This window comes from Candidatus Koribacter versatilis Ellin345 (assembly GCF_000014005.1).
Taxonomy (GTDB): Bacteria; Acidobacteriota; Terriglobia; order Terriglobales; family Acidobacteriaceae; genus Korobacter; species Korobacter versatilis_A.
Map to the genome: position 1 here is coordinate 4,037,566 of NC_008009.1, position 23,873 is coordinate 4,061,438.

General features: G+C 59.6%; 26 protein-coding genes. 18 read left to right on the top strand and 8 right to left on the bottom strand.

Features of this window, described 5'->3' with window-relative positions:
• Positions 1-156: 156 nt before the first annotated feature.
• The 6 genes from ACID345_RS17670 to ACID345_RS17695 are packed head-to-tail and all read left to right on the top strand — an operon-like array spanning position 157 to position 7,937.
• Entirely contained in the window at positions 157-909 is a 753-nt protein-coding gene (locus ACID345_RS17670) for a hypothetical protein (RefSeq protein ID WP_011524218.1), read from the top strand.
• Complete coding sequence (locus tag ACID345_RS17675; RefSeq protein WP_011524219.1) at positions 906-1,310, top strand: hypothetical protein; 405 nt, start codon at positions 906-908, stop codon at positions 1,308-1,310. Before ACID345_RS17670 ends, ACID345_RS17675 begins: the two co-directional genes overlap by 4 nt.
• A complete protein-coding gene (locus tag ACID345_RS17680; RefSeq protein WP_011524220.1) occupies positions 1,310-3,961 on the top strand; it encodes a hypothetical protein in 2,652 nt (883 codons plus the stop codon). Before ACID345_RS17675 ends, ACID345_RS17680 begins: the two co-directional genes overlap by 1 nt.
• Complete coding sequence (locus ACID345_RS17685; protein ID WP_011524221.1) at positions 3,962-4,795, top strand: hypothetical protein; 834 nt, start codon at positions 3,962-3,964, stop codon at positions 4,793-4,795.
• Positions 4,795-5,472, top strand: a complete 678-nt coding sequence (locus ACID345_RS17690; RefSeq protein WP_011524222.1) for a hypothetical protein — start codon at positions 4,795-4,797, stop codon at positions 5,470-5,472. Before ACID345_RS17685 ends, ACID345_RS17690 begins: the two co-directional genes overlap by 1 nt.
• Positions 5,472-7,937, top strand: a complete 2,466-nt coding sequence (locus tag ACID345_RS17695) for a hypothetical protein (protein ID WP_011524223.1) — start codon at positions 5,472-5,474, stop codon at positions 7,935-7,937. The genes ACID345_RS17690 and ACID345_RS17695 overlap by 1 nt, the downstream gene beginning before the upstream one ends.
• 131 nt (positions 7,938-8,068) lie before the next feature.
• Here the strand turns inward: ACID345_RS17695 and ACID345_RS17700 are convergent, their stop codons facing one another.
• Positions 8,069-8,365 (bottom strand): HigA family addiction module antitoxin, encoded by a 297-nt coding sequence (locus ACID345_RS17700; RefSeq protein WP_011524224.1) that lies wholly within the window; start codon positions 8,363-8,365, stop codon positions 8,069-8,071.
• Positions 8,366-8,374: 9 nt separating this feature from the next.
• A complete protein-coding gene (locus tag ACID345_RS17705) occupies positions 8,375-8,692 on the bottom strand; it encodes a type II toxin-antitoxin system RelE/ParE family toxin (RefSeq protein ID WP_011524225.1) in 318 nt (105 codons plus the stop codon).
• Positions 8,693-8,728: 36 nt separating this feature from the next.
• Between ACID345_RS17705 and ACID345_RS17710 the strand changes: the two genes are divergently transcribed.
• From ACID345_RS17710 to ACID345_RS17725, 4 genes are all read left to right on the top strand, one after another.
• Positions 8,729-10,582 carry a bifunctional homocysteine S-methyltransferase/methylenetetrahydrofolate reductase gene (locus ACID345_RS17710; protein WP_011524226.1) on the top strand — a complete coding sequence of 618 codons (1,854 nt, stop codon included), beginning with the start codon at positions 8,729-8,731 and terminating at the stop codon, positions 10,580-10,582.
• Between the two features lie 91 nt (positions 10,583-10,673).
• Complete coding sequence (locus ACID345_RS17715) at positions 10,674-10,904, top strand: exodeoxyribonuclease VII small subunit (RefSeq protein ID WP_011524227.1); 231 nt, start codon at positions 10,674-10,676, stop codon at positions 10,902-10,904.
• Between the two features lie 74 nt (positions 10,905-10,978).
• Positions 10,979-11,353, top strand: a complete 375-nt coding sequence (locus ACID345_RS17720) for a hypothetical protein (protein ID WP_041855843.1) — start codon at positions 10,979-10,981, stop codon at positions 11,351-11,353.
• Between the two features lie 145 nt (positions 11,354-11,498).
• Positions 11,499-11,906, top strand: a complete 408-nt coding sequence (locus ACID345_RS17725) for a YciI family protein (protein WP_228370784.1) — start codon at positions 11,499-11,501, stop codon at positions 11,904-11,906.
• A gap of 7 nt (positions 11,907-11,913) precedes the next feature.
• Here ACID345_RS17725 and ACID345_RS17730 read toward each other — a convergent pair whose 3' ends face one another.
• Entirely contained in the window at positions 11,914-13,038 is a 1,125-nt protein-coding gene (locus ACID345_RS17730) for an ATP-dependent DNA ligase (protein WP_011524229.1), read from the bottom strand.
• A gap of 61 nt (positions 13,039-13,099) precedes the next feature.
• Between ACID345_RS17730 and ACID345_RS17735 the strand changes: the two genes are divergently transcribed.
• Positions 13,100-14,179 (top strand): Gfo/Idh/MocA family protein, encoded by a 1,080-nt coding sequence (locus ACID345_RS17735; protein WP_011524230.1) that lies wholly within the window; start codon positions 13,100-13,102, stop codon positions 14,177-14,179.
• A gap of 23 nt (positions 14,180-14,202) precedes the next feature.
• On the opposite strand, the gene ACID345_RS17740 is transcribed toward ACID345_RS17735, so the two are convergent.
• A complete protein-coding gene (locus ACID345_RS17740) occupies positions 14,203-14,565 on the bottom strand; it encodes an ankyrin repeat domain-containing protein (protein ID WP_011524231.1) in 363 nt (120 codons plus the stop codon).
• A 77-nt stretch (positions 14,566-14,642) separates the two neighbouring features.
• Between ACID345_RS17740 and ACID345_RS17745 the strand changes: the two genes are divergently transcribed.
• From ACID345_RS17745 to ACID345_RS17760, 4 genes are all read left to right on the top strand, one after another.
• Positions 14,643-15,524 (top strand): polyprenyl synthetase family protein, encoded by an 882-nt coding sequence (locus ACID345_RS17745; protein WP_041855844.1) that lies wholly within the window; start codon positions 14,643-14,645, stop codon positions 15,522-15,524.
• A gap of 85 nt (positions 15,525-15,609) precedes the next feature.
• A complete protein-coding gene (bshB1, locus tag ACID345_RS17750; RefSeq protein WP_011524233.1) occupies positions 15,610-16,365 on the top strand; it encodes a bacillithiol biosynthesis deacetylase BshB1 in 756 nt (251 codons plus the stop codon).
• Positions 16,366-16,481: 116 nt separating this feature from the next.
• Positions 16,482-17,270: a hypothetical protein gene (locus ACID345_RS17755; protein WP_011524234.1), complete on the top strand. Its 789-nt coding sequence runs from the start codon at positions 16,482-16,484 to the stop codon at positions 17,268-17,270.
• A 32-nt stretch (positions 17,271-17,302) separates the two neighbouring features.
• On the top strand, positions 17,303-17,662 hold the full coding sequence (locus tag ACID345_RS17760; RefSeq protein WP_228370665.1) for a VOC family protein: 360 nt from the start codon (positions 17,303-17,305) through the stop codon (positions 17,660-17,662).
• Here the strand turns inward: ACID345_RS17760 and ACID345_RS17765 are convergent.
• Genes ACID345_RS17765 through ACID345_RS17775 form a run of 3 tightly spaced genes read right to left on the bottom strand, consistent with a single transcriptional unit; the run spans position 17,659 to position 19,354 of the window.
• Positions 17,659-18,291, bottom strand: coding sequence for an O-methyltransferase (locus tag ACID345_RS17765; RefSeq protein ID WP_011524236.1), 633 nt, complete (start codon positions 18,289-18,291; stop codon positions 17,659-17,661). The genes ACID345_RS17760 and ACID345_RS17765 overlap by 4 nt on opposite strands.
• On the bottom strand, positions 18,292-18,993 hold the full coding sequence (locus ACID345_RS17770) for a metal-dependent hydrolase (RefSeq protein WP_011524237.1): 702 nt from the start codon (positions 18,991-18,993) through the stop codon (positions 18,292-18,294).
• Between the two features lie 10 nt (positions 18,994-19,003).
• Positions 19,004-19,354: a rhodanese-like domain-containing protein gene (locus ACID345_RS17775; protein WP_148210159.1), complete on the bottom strand. Its 351-nt coding sequence runs from the start codon at positions 19,352-19,354 to the stop codon at positions 19,004-19,006.
• 198 nt (positions 19,355-19,552) lie between these two features.
• Between ACID345_RS17775 and ACID345_RS17780 the strand changes: the two genes are divergently transcribed.
• From ACID345_RS17780 to ACID345_RS27010, 3 genes are all read left to right on the top strand, one after another.
• Positions 19,553-21,307 (top strand): GAF domain-containing protein, encoded by a 1,755-nt coding sequence (locus ACID345_RS17780; protein ID WP_011524239.1) that lies wholly within the window; start codon positions 19,553-19,555, stop codon positions 21,305-21,307.
• Positions 21,304-22,587, top strand: a complete 1,284-nt coding sequence (gene lysA, locus ACID345_RS17785; protein ID WP_011524240.1) for a diaminopimelate decarboxylase — start codon at positions 21,304-21,306, stop codon at positions 22,585-22,587. Before ACID345_RS17780 ends, lysA begins: the two co-directional genes overlap by 4 nt.
• A 113-nt stretch (positions 22,588-22,700) precedes the next feature.
• A complete protein-coding gene (locus ACID345_RS27010; protein WP_187148846.1) occupies positions 22,701-22,874 on the top strand; it encodes a hypothetical protein in 174 nt (57 codons plus the stop codon).
• Here the strand turns inward: ACID345_RS27010 and ACID345_RS17790 are convergent, their stop codons facing one another.
• Entirely contained in the window at positions 22,875-23,870 is a 996-nt protein-coding gene (locus ACID345_RS17790) for a YncE family protein (protein ID WP_011524241.1), read from the bottom strand.
• Positions 23,871-23,873: the final 3 nt, after the last annotated feature.

Below are 23,873 nucleotides of genomic sequence, written 5' to 3' on the forward strand. Positions count from 1 at the left end.
TACAAGCGGGACCGCCGAGACGTAAAGATGTGGGATCTGTTTCACCGGGGCAACCTTCGCTCCGTTTTCGGCGCACGCTTCGCGCTTTAGTCGGCTCACCCTTCGAGCCTCTTTTGGAAGAGCGGTTCGGCAGTGCAATCCAAACAGGAGAAGCCAATGAGCGCAGAGGTGCAGAAGGTAGACATCGAACTCACCGGCAATCGGCTGGTGAGCTTTAAAGACAAAGGACGCGCATTCACGTTGGAATTCCGTCGTCTTACGAACGGCGACTGGATGAAGTACTTCGGCGGTATCTCGACGGAGAGCGAGCGCGATGCGAAGGAACGCATCGATCGATTCGACGTGCGCACTCCGGGCGCGGCGCTGGTGAACGAGGCGCTGATAGGAGCAAAGGGATACAAAACCCGGAGCGGCGAAGACCTGACCACGGTGGCGAACTGGCAGCGCGCGATTCCTTACGGCCATCGAGCGATTGCTGCAGAAGCGCTGATTGATGTTGCGCCATCGCAGAGTGCAGCGGAGATCGCATTTGACCCGGAAGTGCAAGAGGTCTACCTCGACGCGCGCTGGGGCAGCGTGGAGCCCGGAACGATGCAGCTATACACCGGGCTGCTGCACCGATTTGGCATGGTGACGGTAGAACACGAGCGCCGCTATAACCGCGCCATGAGCGAGGCGCGCGTGGTGGGCGGAAGCCGTACCGGCCGCACTATCTATCCCGGCCGGCACAAACTCTTCGCCGAACTCTATGACGACCTGGTCGTTGGCGTGGCCGGCTACACCGTGAATGGCACTGCTCTGGTGGAGAACAAGGCACTCATCCGCGAGGAGATGGATACGTTTCACAAAGTGTCCGCGGTAGCGTGCCTGTTCGAGAAGCCGGAGCGCGAGGAGGCGTCGGCCGCGTGATGATCGTCGTCTCGCGAGATTACGACGGGCTGCGCATTGCGGCCCTGGAACTCATGAACGAGGAGTTCCAGGGGGAGGACCGCGATCGCCTGGCGCGGCGTGCGAAGGCCGGGGCTGCCAACAGCGAGGCAATGCTCGCCGAGGCAGCGCCGGCACGTTCGCTTGCCGACGGGTACTACGTGCGCGCGGATTATCTCTTCTGGCTCGATGATGTGTTGCGCGCGACGACGATCGCACAGATGAGCGCCGCTGAAGTTCATGGGCTGAATGCGGTGCGCCGCGCGCGCGATCAGTTCCGAATGGAACACCCGAATTGCCCGCACTGCGGTGCGATGAACGAACGGATAAAGATCATTTGCAGGAAATGCGGTAAGCGCACATCCACGGACAAGAGGCACTGATGGCAGCCGTAGCGACAATCCAGATAGTGGCCGATGACAGCGGCGTGAAGCAGACGACCAACGACGTGCAGCAGACTTTCCAGCGCACCAATGACAACCTGCGCACGATGGGAAACACGGGCGAGCAGGCGTTTGGGAAGGTGATCGCGGCCGAGCAAAAGGCGCACGCGTCCGCAAAGCTCCTGGAGGGAACGCTGGGCATCGAGGTGCCGCGCGCGTTGGGGAAGGTCATCGCAAACTCTCAGATTCTCGGACCGATCTTTGCCGGCGCGTTCAACATAGCGATCTTTGCGGCGGTTGTACCGATCGTGGAAGAGATCGGGACAAAGATCAAGGAAGGGACGCAGTGGCTCGGCGGGTATACGGAGGCGGTCCGCGATTTTTACAAAGAGCTGATCGCGGACAACCAGAAGATGTTGGCTGAGTTTTCCGACAAAACAATCGGGCAGATGTTCATCGCCCAGACCAATCTTCAGATCGAGCAAATTGAAAAACAAAAAGAGGCGCTCGAAAAGGCACGCGACTCGGGTGACACAGGGATATTAGGCAAAGTTGCGCCAGAGGCGGCGTATGCGATCTACACGAAGATGATCAACGACATCTCGAACAAGGAAGTTGGGCTCGAAAAGCTGCGAGAGGAGCAGCTGAAAAAGCTCACCGATGTCAATAAGGAAGAAACCGAGAAACAAAAGCAGGAGGAAATAAAGGCGTGGAACGAGCGGCAGGCGATTGTGAAACAGGCGACAAATGAACTCGCCGCTATCCATACGCGTGCCACAGAGCAAGGTGTTTCTGACAGCGAAAAAGCGACACTCGTGTTCATCGACGAATGGAAGAAGACCCTAGCAGCGGCGCAAGCTGCGGGCGCGTCGAGAGAGGAGACGGAAAGGCGAGTAACCGAAGTGGTGGCCGGATTCTCGCGTGAACGTTCGCTCGCGGACGAGAAAGAAGCCGAAGCCCGTGACAAGGCCGATGCAGAGGCTGTCGCCGCGATCGAGCGCCGACACGAGGAGCTGGCGCGGAAAGAGCAAGAACGTCAGCGCGTCGTGGACGATGCAACGATCAACACGAAAGACCTGGAGGCGCAGGCCGCAGCCGACAGCGTTCCGCCTTGGATGAAGGCCAACGACGAGATCATTAAGGAATACCAGCGCCGCTACGAGGAGGCGCAGAAGCTCTCAGATGCCGGTGTTGCGATGGAGAAGACCGATGCCGATCGCGGGCTGCAACTTCAGCAGCTCGCTTCGCGACAGATGATCGCCGCGGATGCCGACATGACGGCGAAGATCCGCGAACAGCACCAGCAGATGGTGGATGAACTAGCTGGCGAATTGCAAAGCTGGGGAGACGACCTGTTCAATGGCAAAATCGGCCAGCACATTCTCGACGCGGTTAAGCACCTCTTCTACCAGATCCTGGCGAACTGGCTGCTCACCCTGAACCAGATGGGAAGTGCCGGCAGCGGATCGGGCGGCGGCGGTGGACTTCTGCAATCGATCTTCGGTGGGCTGTTCGGAAAGCTCTTCGGCAACGGCGGTGGATCGGGTGGCGGTGGAGCCTTCGGTGTGCCGCTGCCTGGAATGGGCGATGGCCTAGGACCGCTCGAAGGGATGAGTGCAGCCGGCGCAGCAGGTGGCACTGGCCTCGCGGCCGGCTTCGGATCGTTGGCTGCGATGGGAGCTCCCGGAGCGCCGGGGCTGGGCAACATGCTCGGCGATTCACTCAGCGGCGGCGCCGGCACGGCGGGCATGGTGGCGCAACAGAGCGCAACCCAGATACAGACGAGCTCTATCCTCGGCGCGCTTACCGGTGGAACGCTGTCGAAGATCTTTCCCAACGGCATCCAGCTTGGAAAGTTCGGGATGAGCGGCTCTCAGCTCGGCACGATGGGCGTTGGGCTCGGCATCGCATCGGCAATCAACGCGTACCAGTCTGGATCAGTGACCCAGGGCGCGATCGGCGGCGCATTGGGCGGCATCATGACGGGCTTCGCGATCGGCGGCCCGGTAGGCGCGGCGGTGGGCGGGCTGATCTTCCTCGGCAATATCATCGCAGGCTTGTTCGGCCGCAACGCGAAGAAGCGCCAGGCACAGGAGATGGGCGCTTCGTATTTGAAGAGCATCCAGGACACGCGCGATCAGTATATGAAGCACCAGATGGACTTCAACTCGGCGAACAGCACGCTGGACTCGATTGCGAACCAGGCGCAAGGGCAGATGTTCCAGCTCGGCGGCGTGGGCAAGAGCGCGTATTGGAACCAGGTGAATCCGAAGATCGTGCAGGCGCGCACTGATATCCAGAGCACAGAGGGCGAGCGCGGCCGCCGCGGCGCGATCGATTACCAGGCGCCGGAGTTCCACACTGGCGGCTACATCGGGCCAGAGCTGAAATCGAACGAGCTGATGATCAAAGCGAAGACCGGCGAGTTCGTCGTGAATCCGCAGGCGACGGCGATGAACCGCGCGACGCTGGAAGCGATGAACAGCGGCCGCGCGCCTTCGCCGACATCGCGATCGGGCGGCACTGTGCATCTCATCATCCAGGCGATCGACGTGCAGAGCTTTCGGCAATGGTTGCGATCGGGTGCGGCGCGCGAGATTAAGGACGCACTCTCTATCGAAGACCTGCAGGTAGTGGGAGGCGGAAACTAAATGGCTGAAACCGATGTGCTGAACCCGAGCTTCGACAGCCAGATGAATCCGGACTATCCGTGGAACGAAGTGCCTCCGGGTGAAGACCTCACCTTCCAGCCGCAAGCGGGCGGTCTGTATACGCGGCATGTGATATCGAACGGCCGCACGTTCCAGCTAACATGGACGGACACACCGCGCTGGATTGCCGATCGCATCTTCCAGTGGGAGCGGCAATTTCGCTATAGCTTCTTCACCTTCATGGATTTTGAGCGCGGCCGCGCTTATAGCGGCCGCTTTCTCGATAAGCCGACGAAGCAGATCACCGGCAACGATCGCTGGACGGTGCAGGCTACGTTCCAGGAGATCGCGCAGCTTCCACTCTCTCAATATGCCGGCGACGAAGACGAAGACTGGGATAGCTTCGGGGCGATCCTGTTTCCCCGCCAGGTGAGCACTGATCTCGCGCTCGTGACCGGGGCATGGACGCACAACGATGCTGACGGATTTTCGATTGGCGATCCGACTCCTGCACCAGGCGGCGCATACCACAGCAACACAACCGACGACATCGCAGAGTGGCTCTACTTCGGTTACGGCTTTCGGTTGTACTCCGCGCTGGGTCCAGACCTGGGCAAGGTGGAGATCTCGCACAAACCATATGCGACGCAGGCGTGGACGGTGCTCGCAACCGTGGACCTATATAACGCCGGCGCGCAGCCTTCGGCGGTCATCTTGACGAAGCATGACCTGCAGCTCGACCTGCACCGCGTGAAGTTGCGCGTGACCGGCACGAAGAACGGCGCGTCGAGCGGATACAAGGTGTATGCGGACGCGATCGAGGTGATCGAGTAATGGCAGCGCCGATGGATACGACGATCACCGCGATCCTTCCGCGCACGAGTGGCTTCGCGCTCGCGGGTTTGGTCGATATCGAGACAGCGGCCGGCGATCAGTTCTTCGTCGGCACACTCGGGGGCACGTTTCCTTCGCGCTTCGATGGATCGCCGCAGATCTACAAACCGTGGGTTAAAAGCGCTGGTCCTTTCAAGCTCACGCGCACGCTACGCACCGATGGTGGCGACGTTGTATTCCAAAACATCATCGGTAACCTGATCCAACGCGATGTCGGCCGCGCGTTTGCGATCACCGAGTTCGAAGGTGCGTATGCAGTGGTGCGCTATTGGAATTTGCTCGCCGAAAAGATGGTGCGCGAATTTCACGGCTACATGAGCGCCGCGCAACAGCCCCAGGGCGAGGTGCACTTCAAGCTGCTGCAGCTGCTCGATGGCAGCGACGTAGACCTGCCGGAACGTTCCTATGCCAACAACTGCAGCCTGCGCTTTAAAAGCGAACGCTGCGGATCCACCTCGACGAACCTGACCTGCCCGAAGACGCTGGGAGGATGCACGGCGGTTGAACGCTTCGACGGTGTGCCCACACCGCCGCCGATCTACATACTGCAAACGGCGGCGACGCCCGAGAGCCTGAAGAATCGGGGCGTGCGGCCGGTGCGGAGGCTTGGGCTCTGATGGCAGCGACTGCGGACACACAGGAACAGATCGCACGCGCGCAGCTTGGCATTCCCGTGCCATTCTGTTTCGGCCCTGTGATCGGCGCGGGGAATACGATCATCCAGCACCAGCTCGCGGACGGGACGATTGTCGCCATGATCGCGCTGCACGAGGGCGAGGGCGATGGAATCGACGCGCTCTTCATCAACAAGAAGAGAGTCGATCACACCGACACGACGCTGGTGCACTACCACCCTGGAACGGACGGCATTCTGGGCGATGGCATGATCCCGATCTCGACGGGCGGCGACCAGCGCGTGGACCTCTTCTACAATGACTTGCCCTCGACGGTGAAGAAGGTGACGTTCTCGCGCACGGCGTACATTGCGCTGAAGGTACCTCCCGATCCGGGCGCGCCGGATGCCGGCCTCGAAGTGCTCGGCTTCTATCGCTCGCTGAAATGCAAACAGTTCGACAACACGGGCACGCAAACGGCCTACGCGTACACGATGAACCACGCGTGGCATGCCTTCGAAATGTGCCTTCGCTTTTTCGTGCGGCCGGAGATGCTGATCGGCGCGGCACTCACGGCGGCCGAGTTGGCGCGCTTTGACTTCCCGAGCTTCTATGACTCGGCACAATATTTCGACGAAGCCCTGAGTAGCGGTGCAAAACGATTCGAGGGCGGCGTTGCGGTGGCACAGGCGACGACGTGGGCGAACCTGCAGGAGCAGGTGCTGCGGATGTGCCGCTCCTACATGATCGAGGTGAACGGGAAGATTTGCCTCTATGCGGACAAGCCCCGCACTCCGGTCTTCACACTCTCGGCGAAGCACACAGTGCCGGGATCATGGACTCCGGACAAGAGCAACATCCGCGGCAGCGCAAATTATATTCAGGGCCAGTTTCGCGACCTCAACGCAAAAGCCTCAATGCTGATCGCGGGCGATGGACTGACGCGCGCGGGCAACGTGGTGACCGCTAGCCTGGTGAACGGCGACGGCGACCCGAGCTACTTCGATGGGAAAGTTGGGGACGGCATCCAGATACAGGGGGCGCTCGATCCCTCGTTCGATCTGGAAGGTGCGGTGGCCTCGATCGTGTCAGGCGCAATCACCGTCGCGCAAACTGGCCCTGACGCATCGAGTGGGCTCGGCACGGTGTCACACATCGAAACAAAGTATGCGCAGCGCGTGGTGACGCTCAACCACGATCGGCACCAGCTCGCCGTGGGCACGCGCGGCGTGGGTATGACCGCGATGCGGAAGCGCAAGAGCCTTCAACTCGACTACGGCAACAACACATGGGAACGCGTGAGCCGCCTGGTGCAGTTTGAGTGCTATCGATACATTGGCATGGATGCTGACCCGTATTTCGCGCCGTGGGATGCGACGGTGCAGGCGTTCTTCGAAGCCCAGGACGATGACGGCAACCTATTCGCAAAGGTGTGCCCTGGCGACGTGATCACCGTGGATGGATCAGTGAGCGAAGAGGACCAGGGCGACTACGAAGTGATCGAGGCTGAGCTGCCGCAGATCACCGTCGGTGGAGATAGTGGCAGCGGCAATAAGGGTACGGCGTTTGCGGTGAATCTCAGCTTGAAGCGCGTGGTGGACGACTCGTTCACAGATGTTCCTTTGCCCGAGGATGACACCGATTTCGGAAGCGTTGAGCCGGGCACAGGTTTCGGTGGCCGGAACTATGTGGTCCGCTCTAACCCACTCACCGCCCACGACGCCGGCAGCGACGTGACGATCAACATCGCCAACTTCAACATTGGGTTCGACACCCACTCACCCGATCCTTATTACTTCGGCAGCACGAGCGCGCACAAGGTGTTCGCCACCACGTACTACATCTACGTGCTCGATCCCTTTGGCAACGGAGGCAGCTGCGCCTTCAAGGCCGTGCTCGCCCTCGACAGCTCGCTGGAGGACGCTGGCTGGCTCTTCGTGGGCAGCATTCTGACGCCGGCTGACGGGGCGGCCGACACGGATTGTAATAATGATGGCGGCGGCGGGGACTCGTCACTTGTACCAAATGTTTCAATGCCAACGGCCTACGATGATGGAGGGTTGGTTCCGGGTACGTCACTGGCCGATGTCTATGACGGAAACCCTCGCACTTCCGCCGACCTAGGATGCTTCGGCGGGCGCGATCCGGACTTCAATCCTATTAATGATGCGGAAGCCGTCTGGAGGGACTTCACGGCGATAGCGGGCCTCGGATCAATGACGACGGTGAACCTTAAGGTGATCTCGGCTGGAACCGGAACCGGGCTGACCGTCTCCTACTCCCTAGACGGCGGCTCGACCTGGACGACTATCCGCACCGGGGGTGGATGGGACAAGGTAACTGACACCGTCCCACTCACCCCTGCCGTAGACCTTTCGCAGCTCCGGGTGAAGGGGCATGCACACCAGGGTCTTACGAGTGGAATGGGATGCGACCTGGAGGTATATCAGGCGTGGGTGGAAGCATAGCATTGTAGGATGGGATCGCGAGTGCCCTGGAGCGGCCAGGAAAACAGGAATTACGTGCGAGTACTATCATTTAATTCCTGTTTTTTACTCGCATCCAATTCCGGCAGCCACAGTGAGACCCTCCAAAGTGCCTATGCGGCGGCTTTGCGCGGCTTGATCTTCGATACGTCCGCCTTCTTGGCAGCAGTTCGGATGTCGTAGTCGACCTGAACGTTCATCCAGAACCGCGCCGGCATCCCGAAGTACTTTTCCAGGCGCAGCGCAGTATCCGCCGTCATCGCACGATGCTCCCGCACAAGGTCGTTAATCCGAGGCAGAGGCACGTGCAGTTCTTTAGCGAGGCGGTAGGAGGTGAGACCTAGAGGTCGCATGAACTCCTCACGGAGCAGTTCGCCCGGATGAATCGCCCACGGTTTCTTCCCCGCCATAGCGCTCTCCTAGTGATAGTCAACGATCTCAACTTCGTAAGCGTTTCCGTCTCGCCAAATGAAACACACTCGAAATTGATCATTGATCCGAATACTGTGTTGCCCGGTCCGATCGCCCTTCATTGGTTCAAGACGATTCCCCGGCGGAATCTCGAGATGATCCAACTCGTCAACGTTATTCAGTGTGACCAACTTACGCATCGCGGCTTTCCGAAGCGTTGCTGGAATACGTCTGCTTTTCCCCGTTTCGTAGAGGAGTCTTGCATCGGGGTCCTTGAAGCTGACGATCACTCGGCAAATAGTAACGCGATGCGTTACTACCGTCAATCGCCGAATGATACCCCTCTTTGCTATCCTTCCTAGATGGGGAAGTCATTTCTAGAGCGCCTTGGGGATGGGCCCATCCTTTGCGATGGCGCCATGGGTACGCTGCTGTACTCCAAGGGCATTTTCATCAATCGCTGTTACGACGAGCTGAACCTCTCGCAGCCCGAACTGATCGGCGGGATCCACGCCGACTATGTCGCGAACGGCGCTGAAATCCTTGAAACCAACACCTTCGGCGCGAACTCGTTCCGGTTGGCTCGTCACGGCTGCCAGGAGAAACTCGCGGACATCAACCGCGCCGGCGTAGAACTGGTTCGCAAAGCAATCAAGAACAATCAGGTGTATGCGGCCGGCGCGGTTGGGCCGCTCGGCATTCGCATCGAGCCGCTCGGCAAGACCAGCCGTGACGAAGCACGCGATGCGTTCCGCGATCAGATTCGCGTACTTGTGGATTCAGGCGTCGACCTGCTGATCCTCGAGACCTTCGGATATCTTGGCGAACTGCACCAGGCGATCCTCGCGGCGCGCGATGTCGATCCCAAAATTCCGGTGGTTGCGCAGGTCACCATCGACGAAGACGGCAACTGCCTCGACGGCTCCAGTCCTGAACATTACGGCGCGCGCTTGACGGAGTGGGGCGCCGACGTCATCGGCTGCAACTGCAGCGTCGGCCCGGTCGCGATGCTCGACGCGCTTGAGCGCCTCCGCGCGGCAACACCGAAGCCGCTCTCCGCGCAACCAAACGCAGGAATTCCGCGCTCGGTCGAGGGCCGCAACATTTATCTCTGTTCGCCGGAATACATGGCGAGTTATGCGCGCAAGTTCGTCGGCGTGGGCGTGACGCTCGTCGGCGGCTGTTGCGGAACTACGCCGGACCACATCCGCTCCATGAAGTCGGCCCTGCGCGTGGGTGAGGCGCGGACCACTTCTTTTAAGGTGAAGACCGAGGTGGAAGAACACGCCGTTGAGCCAACGCCGCTCGGACAGCGTTCTCGTGTCGGCGCCCGCATTGCGAGTGGCGAATTCCTCACGCTGGTCGAAATTGTTCCGCCTAAGGGCGTGAACGCCGAGAAAGAAGTCGAAGGCGCTCGATACCTGATGTCCGTCGGGGTGGACGCGATCAACATCCCCGACAGCCCACGTGCTTCCGCGCGCATGAGCAACCAGGCTCTGTGCCTGCTGACGCAACAGCAGGTCGGCATTGAGACGGTGCTGCACTACACCTGTCGCGACAGGAACGTTCTGGGCATTCAGTCGGACTTGCTGGGCGCCAGCGCAATCGGGATCCGTAATTTGATCTGTATCACCGGCGATCCGCCGAAGATGGGCAACTATCCCGACGCTACCGCCGTGTTTGATGTGGATGCGATCGGCTTAGTGAACATCGTCAGCAACTTGAATCGCGGGCTGGATATCGGCGGCAACACCATCGGCACCGCGACGCAGTTCACGATTGCGGTCGGGGCGAATCCCGGTGCAGCAAACCTGGACGAGGAAATCCGCCGCTTCGAGTACAAAGTTGAAGCTGGAGCCGAGTACGCTGTCACCCAGCCGGTATTCGACCTGGCGCTGCTGGAGGAGTTCCTGAAGCGCATTGAGCACTGCCGCGTTCCGGTGGTTGCCGGGATTTGGCCGCTGAGCAGCGCCCGTAACGCCGAATTCATGAGGGACGAACTGAACATCTCCATTCCTGACGCGATTTACAACCGGATGGCCCGCACCACCAATGCGGACGCCGCCCGGGCAGAAGGTGTCGCGGTCGCCCGGGAAATGCTCCAGGCAGTCCGGCCAATGGTGCAAGGTACACAGCTGAGTGCCCCGTTTGGCCGGTATTCGGCGGCAGCGGACGTGCTGGAAGTTCTGGGAAGTTCCGACTCCGCCTGCGCGTAAATACTTCCGCGCCATTTGCGGACAATTACCTGAATATTTGCACCCGCGCGGTCGATTCGGCGCTAGAATTTTCTTGTAGAGAGGTTAGGCCTTGCCGAAGTTTGAAGAATGCCTGCAACGGCTCGAAGAAGTCGTCAACCAGTTGGAGCGCGGCGAAGTTCCGTTGGAACAAGCGCTCAAGCTGTTTGAAGAAGGCGTACAGCTCTCGAACTCGTGTCGTAAAGAGCTCGAAGAAGCAGAAGGCAAGGTAGAGATCCTTCTCAAGCAGAACGGCAAGCTACAAGCCGAGCCGTTCGAGATTTCGGCCGACGCGAAGCACTAGGCCGCAGTCACCCTGAAAGATCACAACCCTAAGCCCGGCCTCGAGGCCGGTGTTGACGAATCAGGGAGTCGTTGATGCAACACTTATCTGTAGTTATCGCGCAGAAAGACCAGGCTGCCGCATCGCAGCTTGCGACTACGCTACGGGGACGCTTCCGCCATGTCGCGGTAGCGCACTCGAGCACCGAGATTCACGACGCCATTCTCAAGAACCGCGCCAACGCTGCCATTGTTGATTTGGAATTGCTGAAGAGCGACGACTTCCGCCAGCTCTGCCAGGAGTTCGATCACACTGCGATTGTCGCCACCCATCGCTCACCCGATGAAAAGATGTGGATGGCCTGCCTCGAAAACGGTGCCGCCGATTGCTGCCAGCGTACCGATGTCGAAGGCATGCTGCGCGCAATCGCCAACAACGTGGCTCTTACACGCGCCGCGAGCGCGGCCTAAAGCGCTTCACCCCGGAAACGGCCCTGCCCGACGGCAGGGCTTTTTCCTTGGCTGGAAGCAAAGTCGTTGTCGATTTTGCGCGCCCGCAAACGACTATACGGTGAACGCGCCGGCGCGAATGTTTGTAAGGCCGGTCGCCAAGGAGATGCACGTGAAATTCCTCTGCCTCGGATACTACGATCCTGCAAAACACGCCGCCCTGACCGAGAGTGAACGAACCGCTATGTACGATGAATGCTTTGCCTACGACGACCATCTGCGCGCCAATCGGCAATTTGGTCCGGGCGAAGCTCTTCAACTTCCTGAAACCGCACGGACCTTGCGACGGAAGAACGGAAAGACTCTCGTGACCGACGGTCCCTATGCGGAAACCAAGGAACAGATCGGCGGCATCGGCGTGCTTGAGGCGCGGGCCATGGATCACGCAATTGAGCTCATATCGCAGCACCCGGCCCTGAAGTATGGGACAGTGTGGGAGCTACGCCCAATCTTCGACATGAGCGAAATCATTCAGGCGAGCGAACAGCGACGGCAAAAAACCGACGCGCGATGAGGCACGTCTAGGCCGCGAGGAATTGGTCCATTGAGCCGCGTTGTTTTGCTGGCGTGATCTGCTCATAGGTGCAGCTCTTCGGTTCTTTCTCCGGACGCCAGCGCAGGAACTTGGTGCCGTGGCGAAAGCGTCCGCCGGAGAAGTGGTCGTAGCTGACCTCGCAGACGAGTTTGGGATCGAGCCGCTCCCACTCGCCGGTACGCTCTGTGCTCCATCGGCTCGGGCCGCCCGGAGCTTTGCCGGTAAAGCCTTCGCCGTTCATGTAGGGCTTCAAGATCTTCTTTAACTGTTTGCGCTCTTCCCTTGCAAAGCTGGAGCTGAAGCCGATGTGGTCGAGTTGGCCTTCGTCGTTGTAGACGCCGAGCAGGAGCGAGCCGACCTCGCCGCCTTTCGACGCGTAGCGGAATCCGCCGACGACGCAATCAGCGGTGCGAATGCGTTTGATCTTGCGCATGGCGCGCTCGCCCGATTGATACGGTTGGTCGAGCGCTTTCGCCACCACGCCATCGAATCCAATGACAGCCAGTTTCTTCATCCACTTCTCAGCTTCGGCGTGATCGCGGGTCATGGGAGAGAGGCGGACGCTCGCGTTTCCCTTGAACGTCTTGAAGAACAGCTCGAGGCGTTCGCGGCGGGCGGCCTGCGTTTCTTCGACGAGCGAATGCGCTTTGTCATCCACGAGAAGATCGAACACGAGATAGGTCGCTGGGGTCTCCACCGAAAGCTTCTTGATCCGGCTTGCCGCGGGATGAATGCGCATGAGCAGATCGTCGAACGAGAGGTGGCCGTTGCGCAGGATCACGATCTCCCCATCGAGCACGAACTCTGTCGGCTTGAGCTTCAGCAACGCTTCCACGATTTCCGGGAAGTAACGGCCGAGCGGCTGCCCGGCTTTGGATTGCAACTCGACGGTGTCGCCATCGCGGAACGCCACGCAGCGGAAGCCATCCCACTTGGGCTCGTATTGCCAGAGCGCGCCTTCGGGAATGGCGTCCACCAGCTTGGCTTCCATCGGCGGGAAAGGCGGCTGGATGGGGAGCTTTAACTTTTGAAACTGTTGCTTTAAGTCTTCGGCGGAAACGGCGCCGTCGGAGAGCTTCGGTGACTTCTTAACTGCGGAGCGACGCGGCATGTTGGATTGGATGCCAGCCAGGCAATCGCCGCTGTTCTACAATCCTCGCGAGATGGCCACAATGAAAACTCTCAACCTCGCCATGATCGGCCAGGGCTTTATGGGCCGGGCGCACTCCAACGCCTTTCACCAGGTCAACCACTTCTTCGATACCGCCTTCAACCTCAACTTGAACGTCGTCTGCGGACGCGATGAAAACAAGCTTCGCGAGGTGGCTTCGCGCTGGGGCTGGTCCGAGACCGAAACCGATTGGCGCAAACTCATTGATCGGCCAGATATCGACGTGATCGACATTGGAGCGCCGAACCATCTCCATGCGGAGATCGCCATCGCGGCGGCCGAGGCAGGCAAGATTGTTTGGTGCGAGAAGCCGCTGGCTATGGACGTCGCCGAAGCCGAGCGCATGGTGAAAGCCGTGGCGGGAAAACCGAATCTCGTCTGGTTCAACTACCGTCGCGTGCCTGCGATCGCGTTCGCCCGGCAGCTTATTGGCGACGGACGCATTGGCGAGGTTTACCACTACCGCGCTACCTACCTGAACAGCAGCGGACTCAACGCAACGCGCGGCAACACCTGGCGCTACAAGAAAGAAACTGCCGGTTCCGGCGCCGCCGGCGATTTGCTCTCGCACCTGATCGATCTCGCGCTCTGGCTCAATGGGCCGATCAGCGAAGTCTGCGGGTTGCTCAAGACGTTTGTTCCCGGCCGCGAGGTGGACGACGCTGCCATCACCATGGCGCGCTTCGCCAACGGCAGCGTCGGGACGCTCGAAGCCACGCGCTACGGCACCGGCAATCGCAACCGCAACATGTTCGAGATCCACGGCTCAAAGGGCGCGCTCGTTTTCAACCTCGAAGATATGAACCGCCTCCAGTTCTACGACGTCAACGACGCGCCGGAGAATGGCATGCGGACGATCCTCGCTACCGGCCCAGGGCATCCGTACGTGAACGACTTCTGGCCTCCGGGACACCTCATCGGGTACGAACACAGCTTCATCGCAACGCTTGCCGACTTCCTTAAAGCGCTGCATGAAGGAACGGAGTTTCACGCGAACTTCGAAGACGGGCTGAAAGTGCAGAAGCTGGTGGCGGCGGTGGAGGAATCGGCGGAGAAGAAGAAATGGACGACACTGGCTTAAGGAGTCAATCGTCCCCTGGACGTTCAAGACGAAGCCGATCCAAGCAGAGCTTTTAGTTCTTGATCTTCTGCATGGGCTCGCAATTCGCCTCCTCCTGGCATCCGTGCAACCTTCGCTCCGGATTCCAGCAAAAGCTGGGCTACAGCTTTGTGTTGTCCGAGTACCGCGGCAAAGAGCGCCGTAAAACCGGTCTCGATGCCATGATTTACGTTCGCACCCGAGTCAATTAGCAACCGCAGTGCTGCAACATCACCGCGTCCAGCCGCATGAAAGAGCGCAGTCCAGCCTTGCACGTCAACCGCATCGATTTGCGGATGCTTTGCCAACGCTTCGCGAAGCGCGATCATATCGCTTCTCTTCGCCGCTGCGATAAGGTCCGTCGTCATGGTCGGGAATTATGGCACAGACATACGCATGCACTCAGGCGCGATTCTCTGTATCCGATTGTTATACTTCTTGTTTCATGCTGAAAGAAACTCTCGAACAGGGGCGCATTCTCGCCGACGCAGCTCTCGAGCGGCTTTTGCCGCCGGGAACGCAGCGGCCGCCGAGCATTCACCAGGCGATGCGCCATAGCGTTTTTGCCGGGGGCAAGCGGCTGCGGCCCATCCTGGTGATGGAAGCAGCGCGCATGATTACCGGCTCGCTGCCCGATGGCGTGGACGAACTCGGCGCCGCTCTCGAGATGCTCCACACCTACTCGCTCATTCACGACGACCTGCCCGCGCTCGACAACGACGACCTGCGCCGCGGCCGCCCGACCTGCCACGTGGCGTTCGGCGAAGCCACCGCGATCCTCGCCGGCGACGCGCTCCAGACTTACGCCTACGAAGTGATGGCACGCCTGCGCACGACGGCAGAAGCCAGGGTCCAGATCATCGAAGAAGTCGCGCACGCCACCGGCACCATCGACGGCATGATCGGCGGCCAGGTCCTCGACCTCGAAGCCGAGCACACCCACGCCGATGCTGCCACGGTGGAATACATCCACCGCTCGAAGACCGGTGCGCTGATTACTGCAAGCGTGGTCGCGGGCGGACTTTATGCCGGCGCTGACAAAGCCCAAGTCCAGCGCATCCGCGAGTTTGGGAAGTCGGCGGGGTTGGCGTTCCAGATCGTGGATGATGTGCTCGACGTAACGCAGACCTCAGAGCAGTTGGGCAAAACCGCCGGCAAAGATACGAAGTCGGAGAAATCCACTTGGCCGTCGTTGTATGGCGTCGACAAGTCGCTGGAGATGGCCGACGAGCTGGTGTACACAGCGAACAAACGCCTTGATAGCTTCGGCGAGCGCGCGACGACGTTAAAGGAATTGGCGAAGTTTCTGGTGGAACGAAAGAAGTAAGGGAACCACAGAGGCACATAGAGCTCAGAGGTTTTAGAATTCTTTGCCCTCTGTGTTCTCTGTGCCTCTGTGGTGAGAAAGATTTATGACTGACCTCGACATTCTCGCGCTAGCCGCGCACCGTGATGACGTAGAGCAGACCTGCGGCGGCACCTTGCTCAAAGCCGCTCAAGCAGGTCAGCGCTGCGGCATCCTCGACCTGACCCGGGGCGAGATGGGCACTCGCGGCGATGCTGACACGCGCGGTCGCGAGGCAGACGCTGCTGCGAAGATTCTCAAAGCGCAGTGGCGCCAGGCTCTCGATCTTCCTGATGGCCGTGTCGAGAATACCTTCAAGAACAAGTTGAAGGTTGCGCGGGTTCTGCGCGAAGTGCGACCGAGGGTGCTGATTCTTCCCTACTGGCAGGGGCGGCATCCCGATCACTACACTGCCTCGACGCTCGGCTACGAAGCGACCTTCCTCGCCGGTCTGACCAAGCTTGGTTCCACTCCCGCCACTGCCGCCATCGAAGACGCCGAACAGTTTCTCGCGTTGAAGCCGCATCGGCCGTACAAGATCGTGTACGCCAGCCTTTATTACGACGTGCGTCCCTCGTTCGTGGTGGACATCTCCGCCCAGTTCGACGCCAAGGTGCAATCGCTGCTCGCGTACGAGTCGCAATACTCCGATCAGTCGGCGGGAACCGGGCTCTTCCCGGCACATGCGGAAGTCCGCCAACGCCTCGAGACCATGGCGCGCTTCTACGGATTGCTTGCGGGCGTGGACTACGCCGAACCCTTCGTGCAGAAGGAAGTCGGTCTCGTGGAAGACCTGACCTTAATTCCGGTTAAGTCAATGTAAATATCTGTAGCGGACATCCCGCAGTTCTGTTCTGCTCCTCTCACCGGAAAGGTACTCGTAACGAGCAATTCCGTCGTAAACTACTTGCCGAACCTTGGGGAACCTGGAGCCCTTTTGTGCGCAAACTCATCAGCGGAGTGTCGGTCGCGTTTCTTCTGCTGATGTTGTTTGGTTGCGGCGCTGCGAACCTCAACTCCTCGCTCAACTCCCAGCAGATGTCGATCGCCTCCGGCAATTGGAGTTTTGGCGCGTCGTCCTCCACGCGGCCCGGCACCGGACAGTTCCTGATTGGCGGCCACCTCGAGCAGCACGATCATACCGTCAGCGGAATCCTGCACGTCGCCAGTTCGCGTTGCTTCAACGTGGATAAGGATGTCGCCGTGAGCGGAACGATTGAAGGCGATACGCTCAGCCTCACGTCGCTGCCGATCAAGGGCCAGACGCTGCGCGCCTCGCTCATCGGCCACGATTCTTCGATGGTCGGCAGCTACTCATTCACCGGCGGTTGCAGCAACGGTGATGAAGGCAGCCTCACCGCGAATCTCATGCCGACGATTTCCGGCATGTGGAATGCACTCGACGAACATGCCGACAAGTCCGTGTCGAGCGTGAGCCTCGCGCTTGCGCAGAGCGACAATGCCAACGGGCACGGAGTGTATCCGCTCTCCGGCACGCTGACGTCACTGGGATCGCAGTGCCAGATTTCGGGACGAATCACCTCGGGATATCTGGCAGGCTCAATCGTGGTGATCAACTCCGTAACCCAGGAATCGTCCGGCGGTACAGGGGCGATGAGGATTGAGGGCGACCTCGCGGCGGGCATTAAGCCGAGCATTACCGGGGCCTTTAGTTACAGCGCCGGAGCGTGCAGGGACCAGGCAGGCGTGCTAACCTTCACACCCTGATGAGCGAATATCGAAAAACCTCACTCGCACCGATGCTCTCGGTACGCCAAGGCAAACAGGCTCTGGAGTTCTACAAGGAAGCGTTGGCCGCGCAGGTCGTCGAGTGCCTGGAGAACGATGGCTCGGTGGTCGCGAGGCTATCGATTCAAGGCGCAGAGTTCTGGATCGCGGATGAATCTCCGGACCATAAGAACTTCAGCCCCGAATCGCTCGGCGGCGCAACCACGCGGATGGTCCTCACCGTGAGCGACCCTGATGCGTTCTTTGATCGCGCGGTAGCGGCCGGCGGCAAAGCGATCGAACCGGTGAAAGACCAGGAATATGGCTGGCGATTGGGCCGCGTGATGGACCCCTACGGGCATCACTGGGAAATTGGTCGGCCGTTGACCTAGAGGCGCGTCGCTACGGCCACGCCATCGCGTAACGGCGTGATCGTCGCGAACCAATCTTTCGAAGCCTTCATCTTCTGGTTGAACTCCTGGATTCCGCGCGTGTACTTGTCCTGCGAATTGGACTCGGTCACGCGTCCGCTCCAAAGCACGTTATCGGTAAGGAACAATCCGCCCTTGCGAACGTGCGCCGCAGCCATGTCGAAGACTCGCGGATAGTCGTGCTTGTCCACGTCGTTGAAGAGAATGTCGAATTGCTCGCTGCGTTTGGCTAACGCCTCCAGCGCATCTCCAACGTGTATCTCGATGCGATCTAACACGCCGGCCTGGCGGAAGTATCCTTCCGCTTCACGCGCATTTTTCTCGTCACCATCGGTGTAATACACGCGTCCGCCCTCGCCGACGGCCATCGCCCACCAGATGGTGGAATAGCCAATCGCCGAGCCCATCTCGAAGACGGTTTTCGCATCGATCAACTTCGCGTATTGGTAGAGCACGCGACCCACAGCGGGACCTACGATAGGGATGTCCCGCTGCTTCGCCTGGCGCTCCATTTCTTCCAACACAGGCGTGCGCGGCGGAAGTATTTCGTACAGATAGGCGTCAACTTTTTCATCCATGAATGACTTCATTTAGGACCACGTTTCTCCTGGCTTCATTTCGTGTACATCGCAGACTTCGACAAACTTCTCAAGCTCAGAAGGCTTGCCGGTGAGCACCGGGAAGGTGCCAAAGTGCATCGGGATGATCGCCTTTGGCTGGAGCAGTTCTGCCGCGTAGGCAGCCTGCCGTGGATCCATGGTGTAGTGGTCTCCAATCGGCAGCATCGCAATTTGCGGACGCCACAGCTCATGGATGATCTTCATGTCGCTGAACGCCATGGTGTCGCCCGCGTGGTAGAGGGTCACGTCGTTGTCGAACTTCAACACGTAGCCGCAGGCCTCGCCGCCGTACACAACCTGATCGCCATCGGTAATGCCGCAGGAGTGCACCGCGTGGACCATCGTGACGGCGATGTCGCCCACATGCTGCGTACCGCCCTTATTCATCTCGGCGACGTTCTTCACGCCCTTCTTCTGTAACCACGCGCCCATCTCTGGGATGCACACGACTTTGGGCGAATGCTTTTTCGCGATCTCGACGGCGTCGCCAATGTGGTCGAAGTGGCCATGCGTGATCAGCATCACGTCCACCTTTTTCACTTGCTTCTCGGTCTCAGGGCAGGCGGGATTGCCCATGACCCAGGGATCGATCAGAATGTGGGTTCCCTTCGGCGTTACGACGCGAAATGTTGCGTGCCCGAGCCACGTGATCTTCAGCCCTTGCAGGTCCATAGTCTTGCTCCTATTTCTCTTTGTCCCACGCGGTGTAGCCGCCGGCGAGCGACATCACGTTTTCGAAACCCATTTGTTTGAGGTTGAGCGCGGCCAGCGCAGAACGAGCGCCCCCTGCACAGTAGATGACCAATGGCTGCTGCTTGTTGGTCGTGGCCTGCTCGATGTCGCGCTCGACAACACCGCGCGGGATTGCCACTGCGCCAGGAATCATTCCCTTTGCGTGTTCCTCGCGCTCCCGCACGTCCACGAGAGCGAATTTTTCGCCGGACTGCTGCATGTGCTTCAGATCAGAAACTGTAATTTCTTTGATCTCGCGTTTCGCTGCTTCCACAATTTGCCAGAACTCAGGAAGAGTCATAAGCCTCCTTGCGGGAGTCATTCTAAACAAAAATCTTTAACCACGAAGGACACCAAGGCTCACCAAGGAATTTTGACTTCAAATCCGGCAAAATCGGCCGTAGGAAACGCCTTGACCCGATATCCTTCGTGATATTTCGCGCCCTTGGTGGTGAAAGACTTTTGTGGATTTCCGGCTGTTATTATGGTGCATCTGCGCATGAAGGCTTCCCAACAACATCCCTCCATAGACGCGTTTCTGCTGGAGGTGGCCGATGTCGTCAACACGACACTGGACCTCGACACGCTGCTTACGCGCGTGGCCGGATTGGTGCGCAAGATCATCAACTACGACATCTTTGCCATCCTGCTGGTGAACGAAAAGGCGCAAGAACTGCGGATCCGCTTCCAGGTCGGGCATCCGGCGGAGGCGATCGAGCGCACCCGGATCAAGATTGGCCAGGGTATTACCGGAGCTGCGGCACAGACCCGCGAGCCGGTGCTGGTGAATGACGTCTCCAAGCACCCGGAATACATTACCTCGGTCTCCGATGTACGCTCCGAACTGGCGATCCCGATGATCGTGAAGAACAAGGTCATCGGCGTAATCGACATCGAGGCGCCGCAGAAGAACTATTTCACCGAAGAGCACAGCCGGTTGCTGACGGTGATCGCCTCACGCGTGGCGATTGGCATCGAAAACGCGCGGCTTTACACGCGGGTTTCGAACCAGGCGAAGTCGCTGCTGCTGCTCAACGAGATCAGCCGCGAACTGACGTCGATTCTCAACCTCGATCAGTTGTTGAAGCGGGTTGGCGAGCTTCTTACGCGCGTGATTGATTACCAGATGTTCTCCATCCTGCTGCTCGACCCGATGGGCGAGAAACTGCAACATCGCTTCTCACTGCGCTTCCAGGAGAACATCCACCTCAAGCACGATATCCCGCTGGGCCGCGGACTGGTGGGTTATGCCGTCGGGAAGAACGAAGCTGTGCTCGTCCCCGACGTCCGCAAAGATTCGCGTTACATCATGCTGAATCCGGAGACGCGCTCTGAGCTGGCGGTACCGCTGGTTTACAAGGGCAAAGTCATCGGAGTCCTCGACCTTGAGCACACCAAGCGCGGCTTCTTCACAGAAGATCACAAGCGCACGCTAACCACGCTTGCCGCGCAGATCGCCATCGCGATTGAAAACGCCCGGCTCTACGAGCAGATCGTGAAACAGGAGCGGCGGCTCGAGCAGGACATGGCGCTCGCCCGCGAGTTGCAGCATCACTTGCTTCCGGCGTCGCTACCGAAGATGACTCACGCTGAGGTCGCCGCCAAGTTCTCTCCCGCCCGCGCCATCGGCGGCGATCTCTACGATTTTCTCCGGTACTCCGGCGGTTATCTGCACGGCATCGCGGTGGGCGACGTCAGCGGAAAAGGAGCACCCGCGGCCATTTATGCCGCGCTGGCCAGCGGCATCCTGCGCTCACATTCGCAGGAAGAGCCGGGCGCCGCGGAGATGCTGAGCATCGTCAATTTATCGCTTTCCGATCGTCCCATTGATGCGCAGTACATCTCGCTGATCTATGCCATTTGGGATGACTCGGCTCGGACTTTGCGACTCGCGAACTCGGGACTACCGCGCCCCATGCACTGCCGCAAGGGCAAGGTCACGCGCATTGATGCGACCGGTCTGCCACTCGGGCTCTTCGCCAGCGCCGAGTATGAAGAGACTGCGATTCGCGCCGAAGCCGGCGACGTCTTCGTCTTCTTCTCCGACGGTATTCTCGACGCGCGCAACCGTGCAGGCGAACTCTTCGGCAGTGGCCGCGTCGAAGGCCTGGTATGCGAGTTTGCCGGCGAACCGGCCCAGAAGATTGTCGATTCGATCTACAACGCCGTGTGCGATCATGCCGTCGGCGTGGAAACCTTCGACGACCAAACCATTGTCGCGCTGAAAGTAAAAGCAGGAAGGGCGCGCAAGTGAAACCATCGCTGCCGTCGCGGCCTCCGGGCTTCGTCTACAAATCCAACAAGCTGCACGTGGAGAAGATCGCCGCATCGGATCTGGCGCGCAGGTTCGGCACGCCGCTCTACACTTACTCCGCGACGACGATCCGCGAGCGTTTCGACATCTTCAACCGTGCCTTCGGCAAGGTGCCGCACACAATCTGCTATTCGGTGAAGGCGAACTCGAACCTCACCATCCTCAAAATGCTGGTGAAGCTCGGCTCCGGCTTCGATGTCGTCTCCGGTGGCGAACTTGAGCGAGTACTGGTGGTCGACAAGAAAGCGGCGAAGAAGGTCGTCTTCTCCGGGGTTGGCAAGACCGCGCCCGAGATGGACCTGGCGATCAAGTCGGACATTCTGCTGTTCAATATCGAGAGCGAATCTGAGCTGGAGTTGCTCGCCTCGCGGGCGTCAAAGCTGCGGAAAAAGCCGCGCATCGCGTTCCGCGTGAATCCCGACGTCCCGGCAGAAACGCATCCGTATATTTCCACGGGGCTGCGCGAGCACAAGTTCGGTGTACCGATCACAGACGCTGCCCTGCTCTATGCGCAGGCGGCATCGACAGAGTGGCTGGAGCCTGCCGGCGTCAGCGTGCACATTGGTTCGCAAATCACAGACGTCGCGCCATTCAACGCCACCATGGAACGCGTGGCCGATCTCGTCCGCGGGTTGCGCGCCCAGGGCCACAATATTCGTCTCATCGACGGCGGCGGTGGCCTCGGGATCGCCTACCGCGATGGTGACACCAGCCTCAAGGCCTTCGAGGCTTCCGCGAAAAACTACAGCGCGGCTCTCTTGCCGCCGCTCAACAGCCTTGGCATTCATCTTTTGCTGGAACCGGGTCGCGCGATCATTGGTCCTGCCGGTGCACTGCTCACCCGGGTGGTCTATTCGAAGAAGAACGGTCGCAAGACATTCGTAATCGTGGATGCGGGCATGAACGACCTGATCCGGCCCGCGCTCTACGGCGCTTACCATGAGATTGTCGCCGCCGAGCCGCGCGGCACTGGCGCGGAAACGGTGGACGTGGTCGGTCCCGTCTGTGAAACCGGCGATTTCTTCGCCCGCGATCGCGAGCTTACGCACCTTGAAGAAGGCGATCTCGTCGCCATCCTCGACGCCGGTGCCTATGGCATGTCGCAGACTTCGAACTACAACACGCGACCCAGACCAGCCGAGGTTTTGGTCGAAGGATCGCGCGCAAAAGTCGTGCGACGACGTGAAACCATCAAGGACCTGCTGGGCCCCGAGCGGTAGTTCCCCGTCCGCTATTTCTCTTCAAGGTTCCGCATAACTTTGTTAATTGCTTCCGGTAGTAATTCCACGTACTCTCGCCGCATCGGAGCTTGACTCGATTCAGGGAGTGCAGCATGCAAGCTGACCGTTACAGCACGAACCAGTCCGTACAAACCTGTACGTGGTGCAACTCAGAATATGCGGAAGCCTACAGCCGCGCGCGAGAGACCGGCGTTTTCTGCTGCAAGAAATGCGAAATCGAAGCCAAATTCTGGCTGCGCGAGAGCCTGGGATCGGTTTTCGGCTAGTCAACGCACCGCATCATACACAACCATCCTTGCCACCGGCTTCCCGTCTTCCTGCTCTTCGGGGGCGTAGACCCGATGCGTCGCCGGATCGACCGCCAGGCTGTGCACCTTGGCCTGCACTTTGAAGTCCTCCAGCTTGCGGAAGTGATCGGGATCATCCTCGTGAAACACCGAGATTGCCCCGCTGTAGCACGCTACGTAGATACGTCCCCATCCCGCATCGAATTTCACCACGTCCCCGCCGTCAGGGATTGCAAATGATGCGATGGTCTTGTGCTTCTCAAGATCGAAGACTGCCAGCTGATTGCTCTCTTCGCAAACCAGGAACGCCCGCCGATGGGCCGCGTCCAGAGCCATGCCGTGGTTACCTTTGCAGTCCGTAACCGGATAGAGCGCGACAACCGTATCGGTCGCCGGATCAATGGCCGCAATCACGTTCTTGTCCTGCAGGTTCACCAGAACGACCTTGGCGATCGGATCGTACTGCGGCATTCCAGTCTCGCTATCGAAGTGCAGCGTCTTCACGATCGTGTCGGTGTTCACGTCAATTACGACTTCTGCCTTGCCCCGCTCATCGGAGACGTACAGCTTGTGAAACGGCGCGGCATAGGTGCTCCCGTCGGGCTTGTCTTCCGTGGGCAGCTTCTTGATGACCTTCATCGCCTTCAGGTCCACCACGCCGATTTTGTTTTCTTTCCAATCGGAGGTGTAGGCCTTCTTCAGTTCCGGCACATACTCCACGCCTTCCACGCCGGGCACATCTGGAATTGCATGCACGAGCTGGTTCGTGCGCATGTCGATCACGTACAGGATCCCCGCACCCAGATGGCCCGACAGAAGCCAGTGGTCGTCGTCATCCGTCGTCAGGTAGTCGAACCGCTTGCCCGAAGGCCCGGGAAGATCGATGGTCGCGACTTGCTTCAGTGTCTTTCCACTCTGCGCCAGCGCGGGAGGGCATACGCACGCGATGAGCAATGCGAGTGCGATCGGTCGCATGAT

What these genes read in the sequence shown, in the direction of transcription:
- ACID345_RS17670 (WP_011524218.1), top strand. Translation starts at nt 157, where the DNA reads ATGAGCGCAGAGGTGCAGAAGGTAGACATCGAACTCACCGGCAATCGG.
- ACID345_RS17680 (WP_011524220.1), top strand. Translation starts at nt 1,310, where the DNA reads ATGGCAGCCGTAGCGACAATCCAGATAGTGGCCGATGACAGCGGCGTG.
- ACID345_RS17685 (WP_011524221.1), top strand. Translation starts at nt 3,962, where the DNA reads ATGGCTGAAACCGATGTGCTGAACCCGAGCTTCGACAGCCAGATGAAT.
- ACID345_RS17690 (WP_011524222.1), top strand. Translation starts at nt 4,795, where the DNA reads ATGGCAGCGCCGATGGATACGACGATCACCGCGATCCTTCCGCGCACG.
- ACID345_RS17695 (WP_011524223.1), top strand. Translation starts at nt 5,472, where the DNA reads ATGGCAGCGACTGCGGACACACAGGAACAGATCGCACGCGCGCAGCTT.
- ACID345_RS17700 (WP_011524224.1), bottom strand. Translation starts at nt 8,365, where the DNA reads ATGGCGGGGAAGAAACCGTGGGCGATTCATCCGGGCGAACTGCTCCGT.
- ACID345_RS17710 (WP_011524226.1), top strand. Translation starts at nt 8,729, where the DNA reads ATGGGGAAGTCATTTCTAGAGCGCCTTGGGGATGGGCCCATCCTTTGC.
- ACID345_RS17720 (WP_041855843.1), top strand. Translation starts at nt 10,979, where the DNA reads ATGCAACACTTATCTGTAGTTATCGCGCAGAAAGACCAGGCTGCCGCA.
- ACID345_RS17725 (WP_228370784.1), top strand. Translation starts at nt 11,499, where the DNA reads ATGCACGTGAAATTCCTCTGCCTCGGATACTACGATCCTGCAAAACAC.
- ACID345_RS17730 (WP_011524229.1), bottom strand. Translation starts at nt 13,038, where the DNA reads ATGCCGCGTCGCTCCGCAGTTAAGAAGTCACCGAAGCTCTCCGACGGC.
- ACID345_RS17735 (WP_011524230.1), top strand. Translation starts at nt 13,100, where the DNA reads ATGAAAACTCTCAACCTCGCCATGATCGGCCAGGGCTTTATGGGCCGG.
- ACID345_RS17740 (WP_011524231.1), bottom strand. Translation starts at nt 14,565, where the DNA reads ATGACGACGGACCTTATCGCAGCGGCGAAGAGAAGCGATATGATCGCG.
- ACID345_RS17745 (WP_041855844.1), top strand. Translation starts at nt 14,643, where the DNA reads ATGCTGAAAGAAACTCTCGAACAGGGGCGCATTCTCGCCGACGCAGCT.
- bshB1 (WP_011524233.1), top strand. Translation starts at nt 15,610, where the DNA reads ATGACTGACCTCGACATTCTCGCGCTAGCCGCGCACCGTGATGACGTA.
- ACID345_RS17760 (WP_228370665.1), top strand. Translation starts at nt 17,303, where the DNA reads ATGCTCTCGGTACGCCAAGGCAAACAGGCTCTGGAGTTCTACAAGGAA.
- ACID345_RS17765 (WP_011524236.1), bottom strand. Translation starts at nt 18,291, where the DNA reads ATGAAGTCATTCATGGATGAAAAAGTTGACGCCTATCTGTACGAAATA.
- ACID345_RS17770 (WP_011524237.1), bottom strand. Translation starts at nt 18,993, where the DNA reads ATGGACCTGCAAGGGCTGAAGATCACGTGGCTCGGGCACGCAACATTT.
- ACID345_RS17775 (WP_148210159.1), bottom strand. Translation starts at nt 19,354, where the DNA reads ATGACTCTTCCTGAGTTCTGGCAAATTGTGGAAGCAGCGAAACGCGAG.
- ACID345_RS17780 (WP_011524239.1), top strand. Translation starts at nt 19,553, where the DNA reads ATGAAGGCTTCCCAACAACATCCCTCCATAGACGCGTTTCTGCTGGAG.
- ACID345_RS27010 (WP_187148846.1), top strand. Translation starts at nt 22,701, where the DNA reads ATGCAAGCTGACCGTTACAGCACGAACCAGTCCGTACAAACCTGTACG.
- ACID345_RS17790 (WP_011524241.1), bottom strand. Translation starts at nt 23,870, where the DNA reads ATGCGACCGATCGCACTCGCATTGCTCATCGCGTGCGTATGCCCTCCC.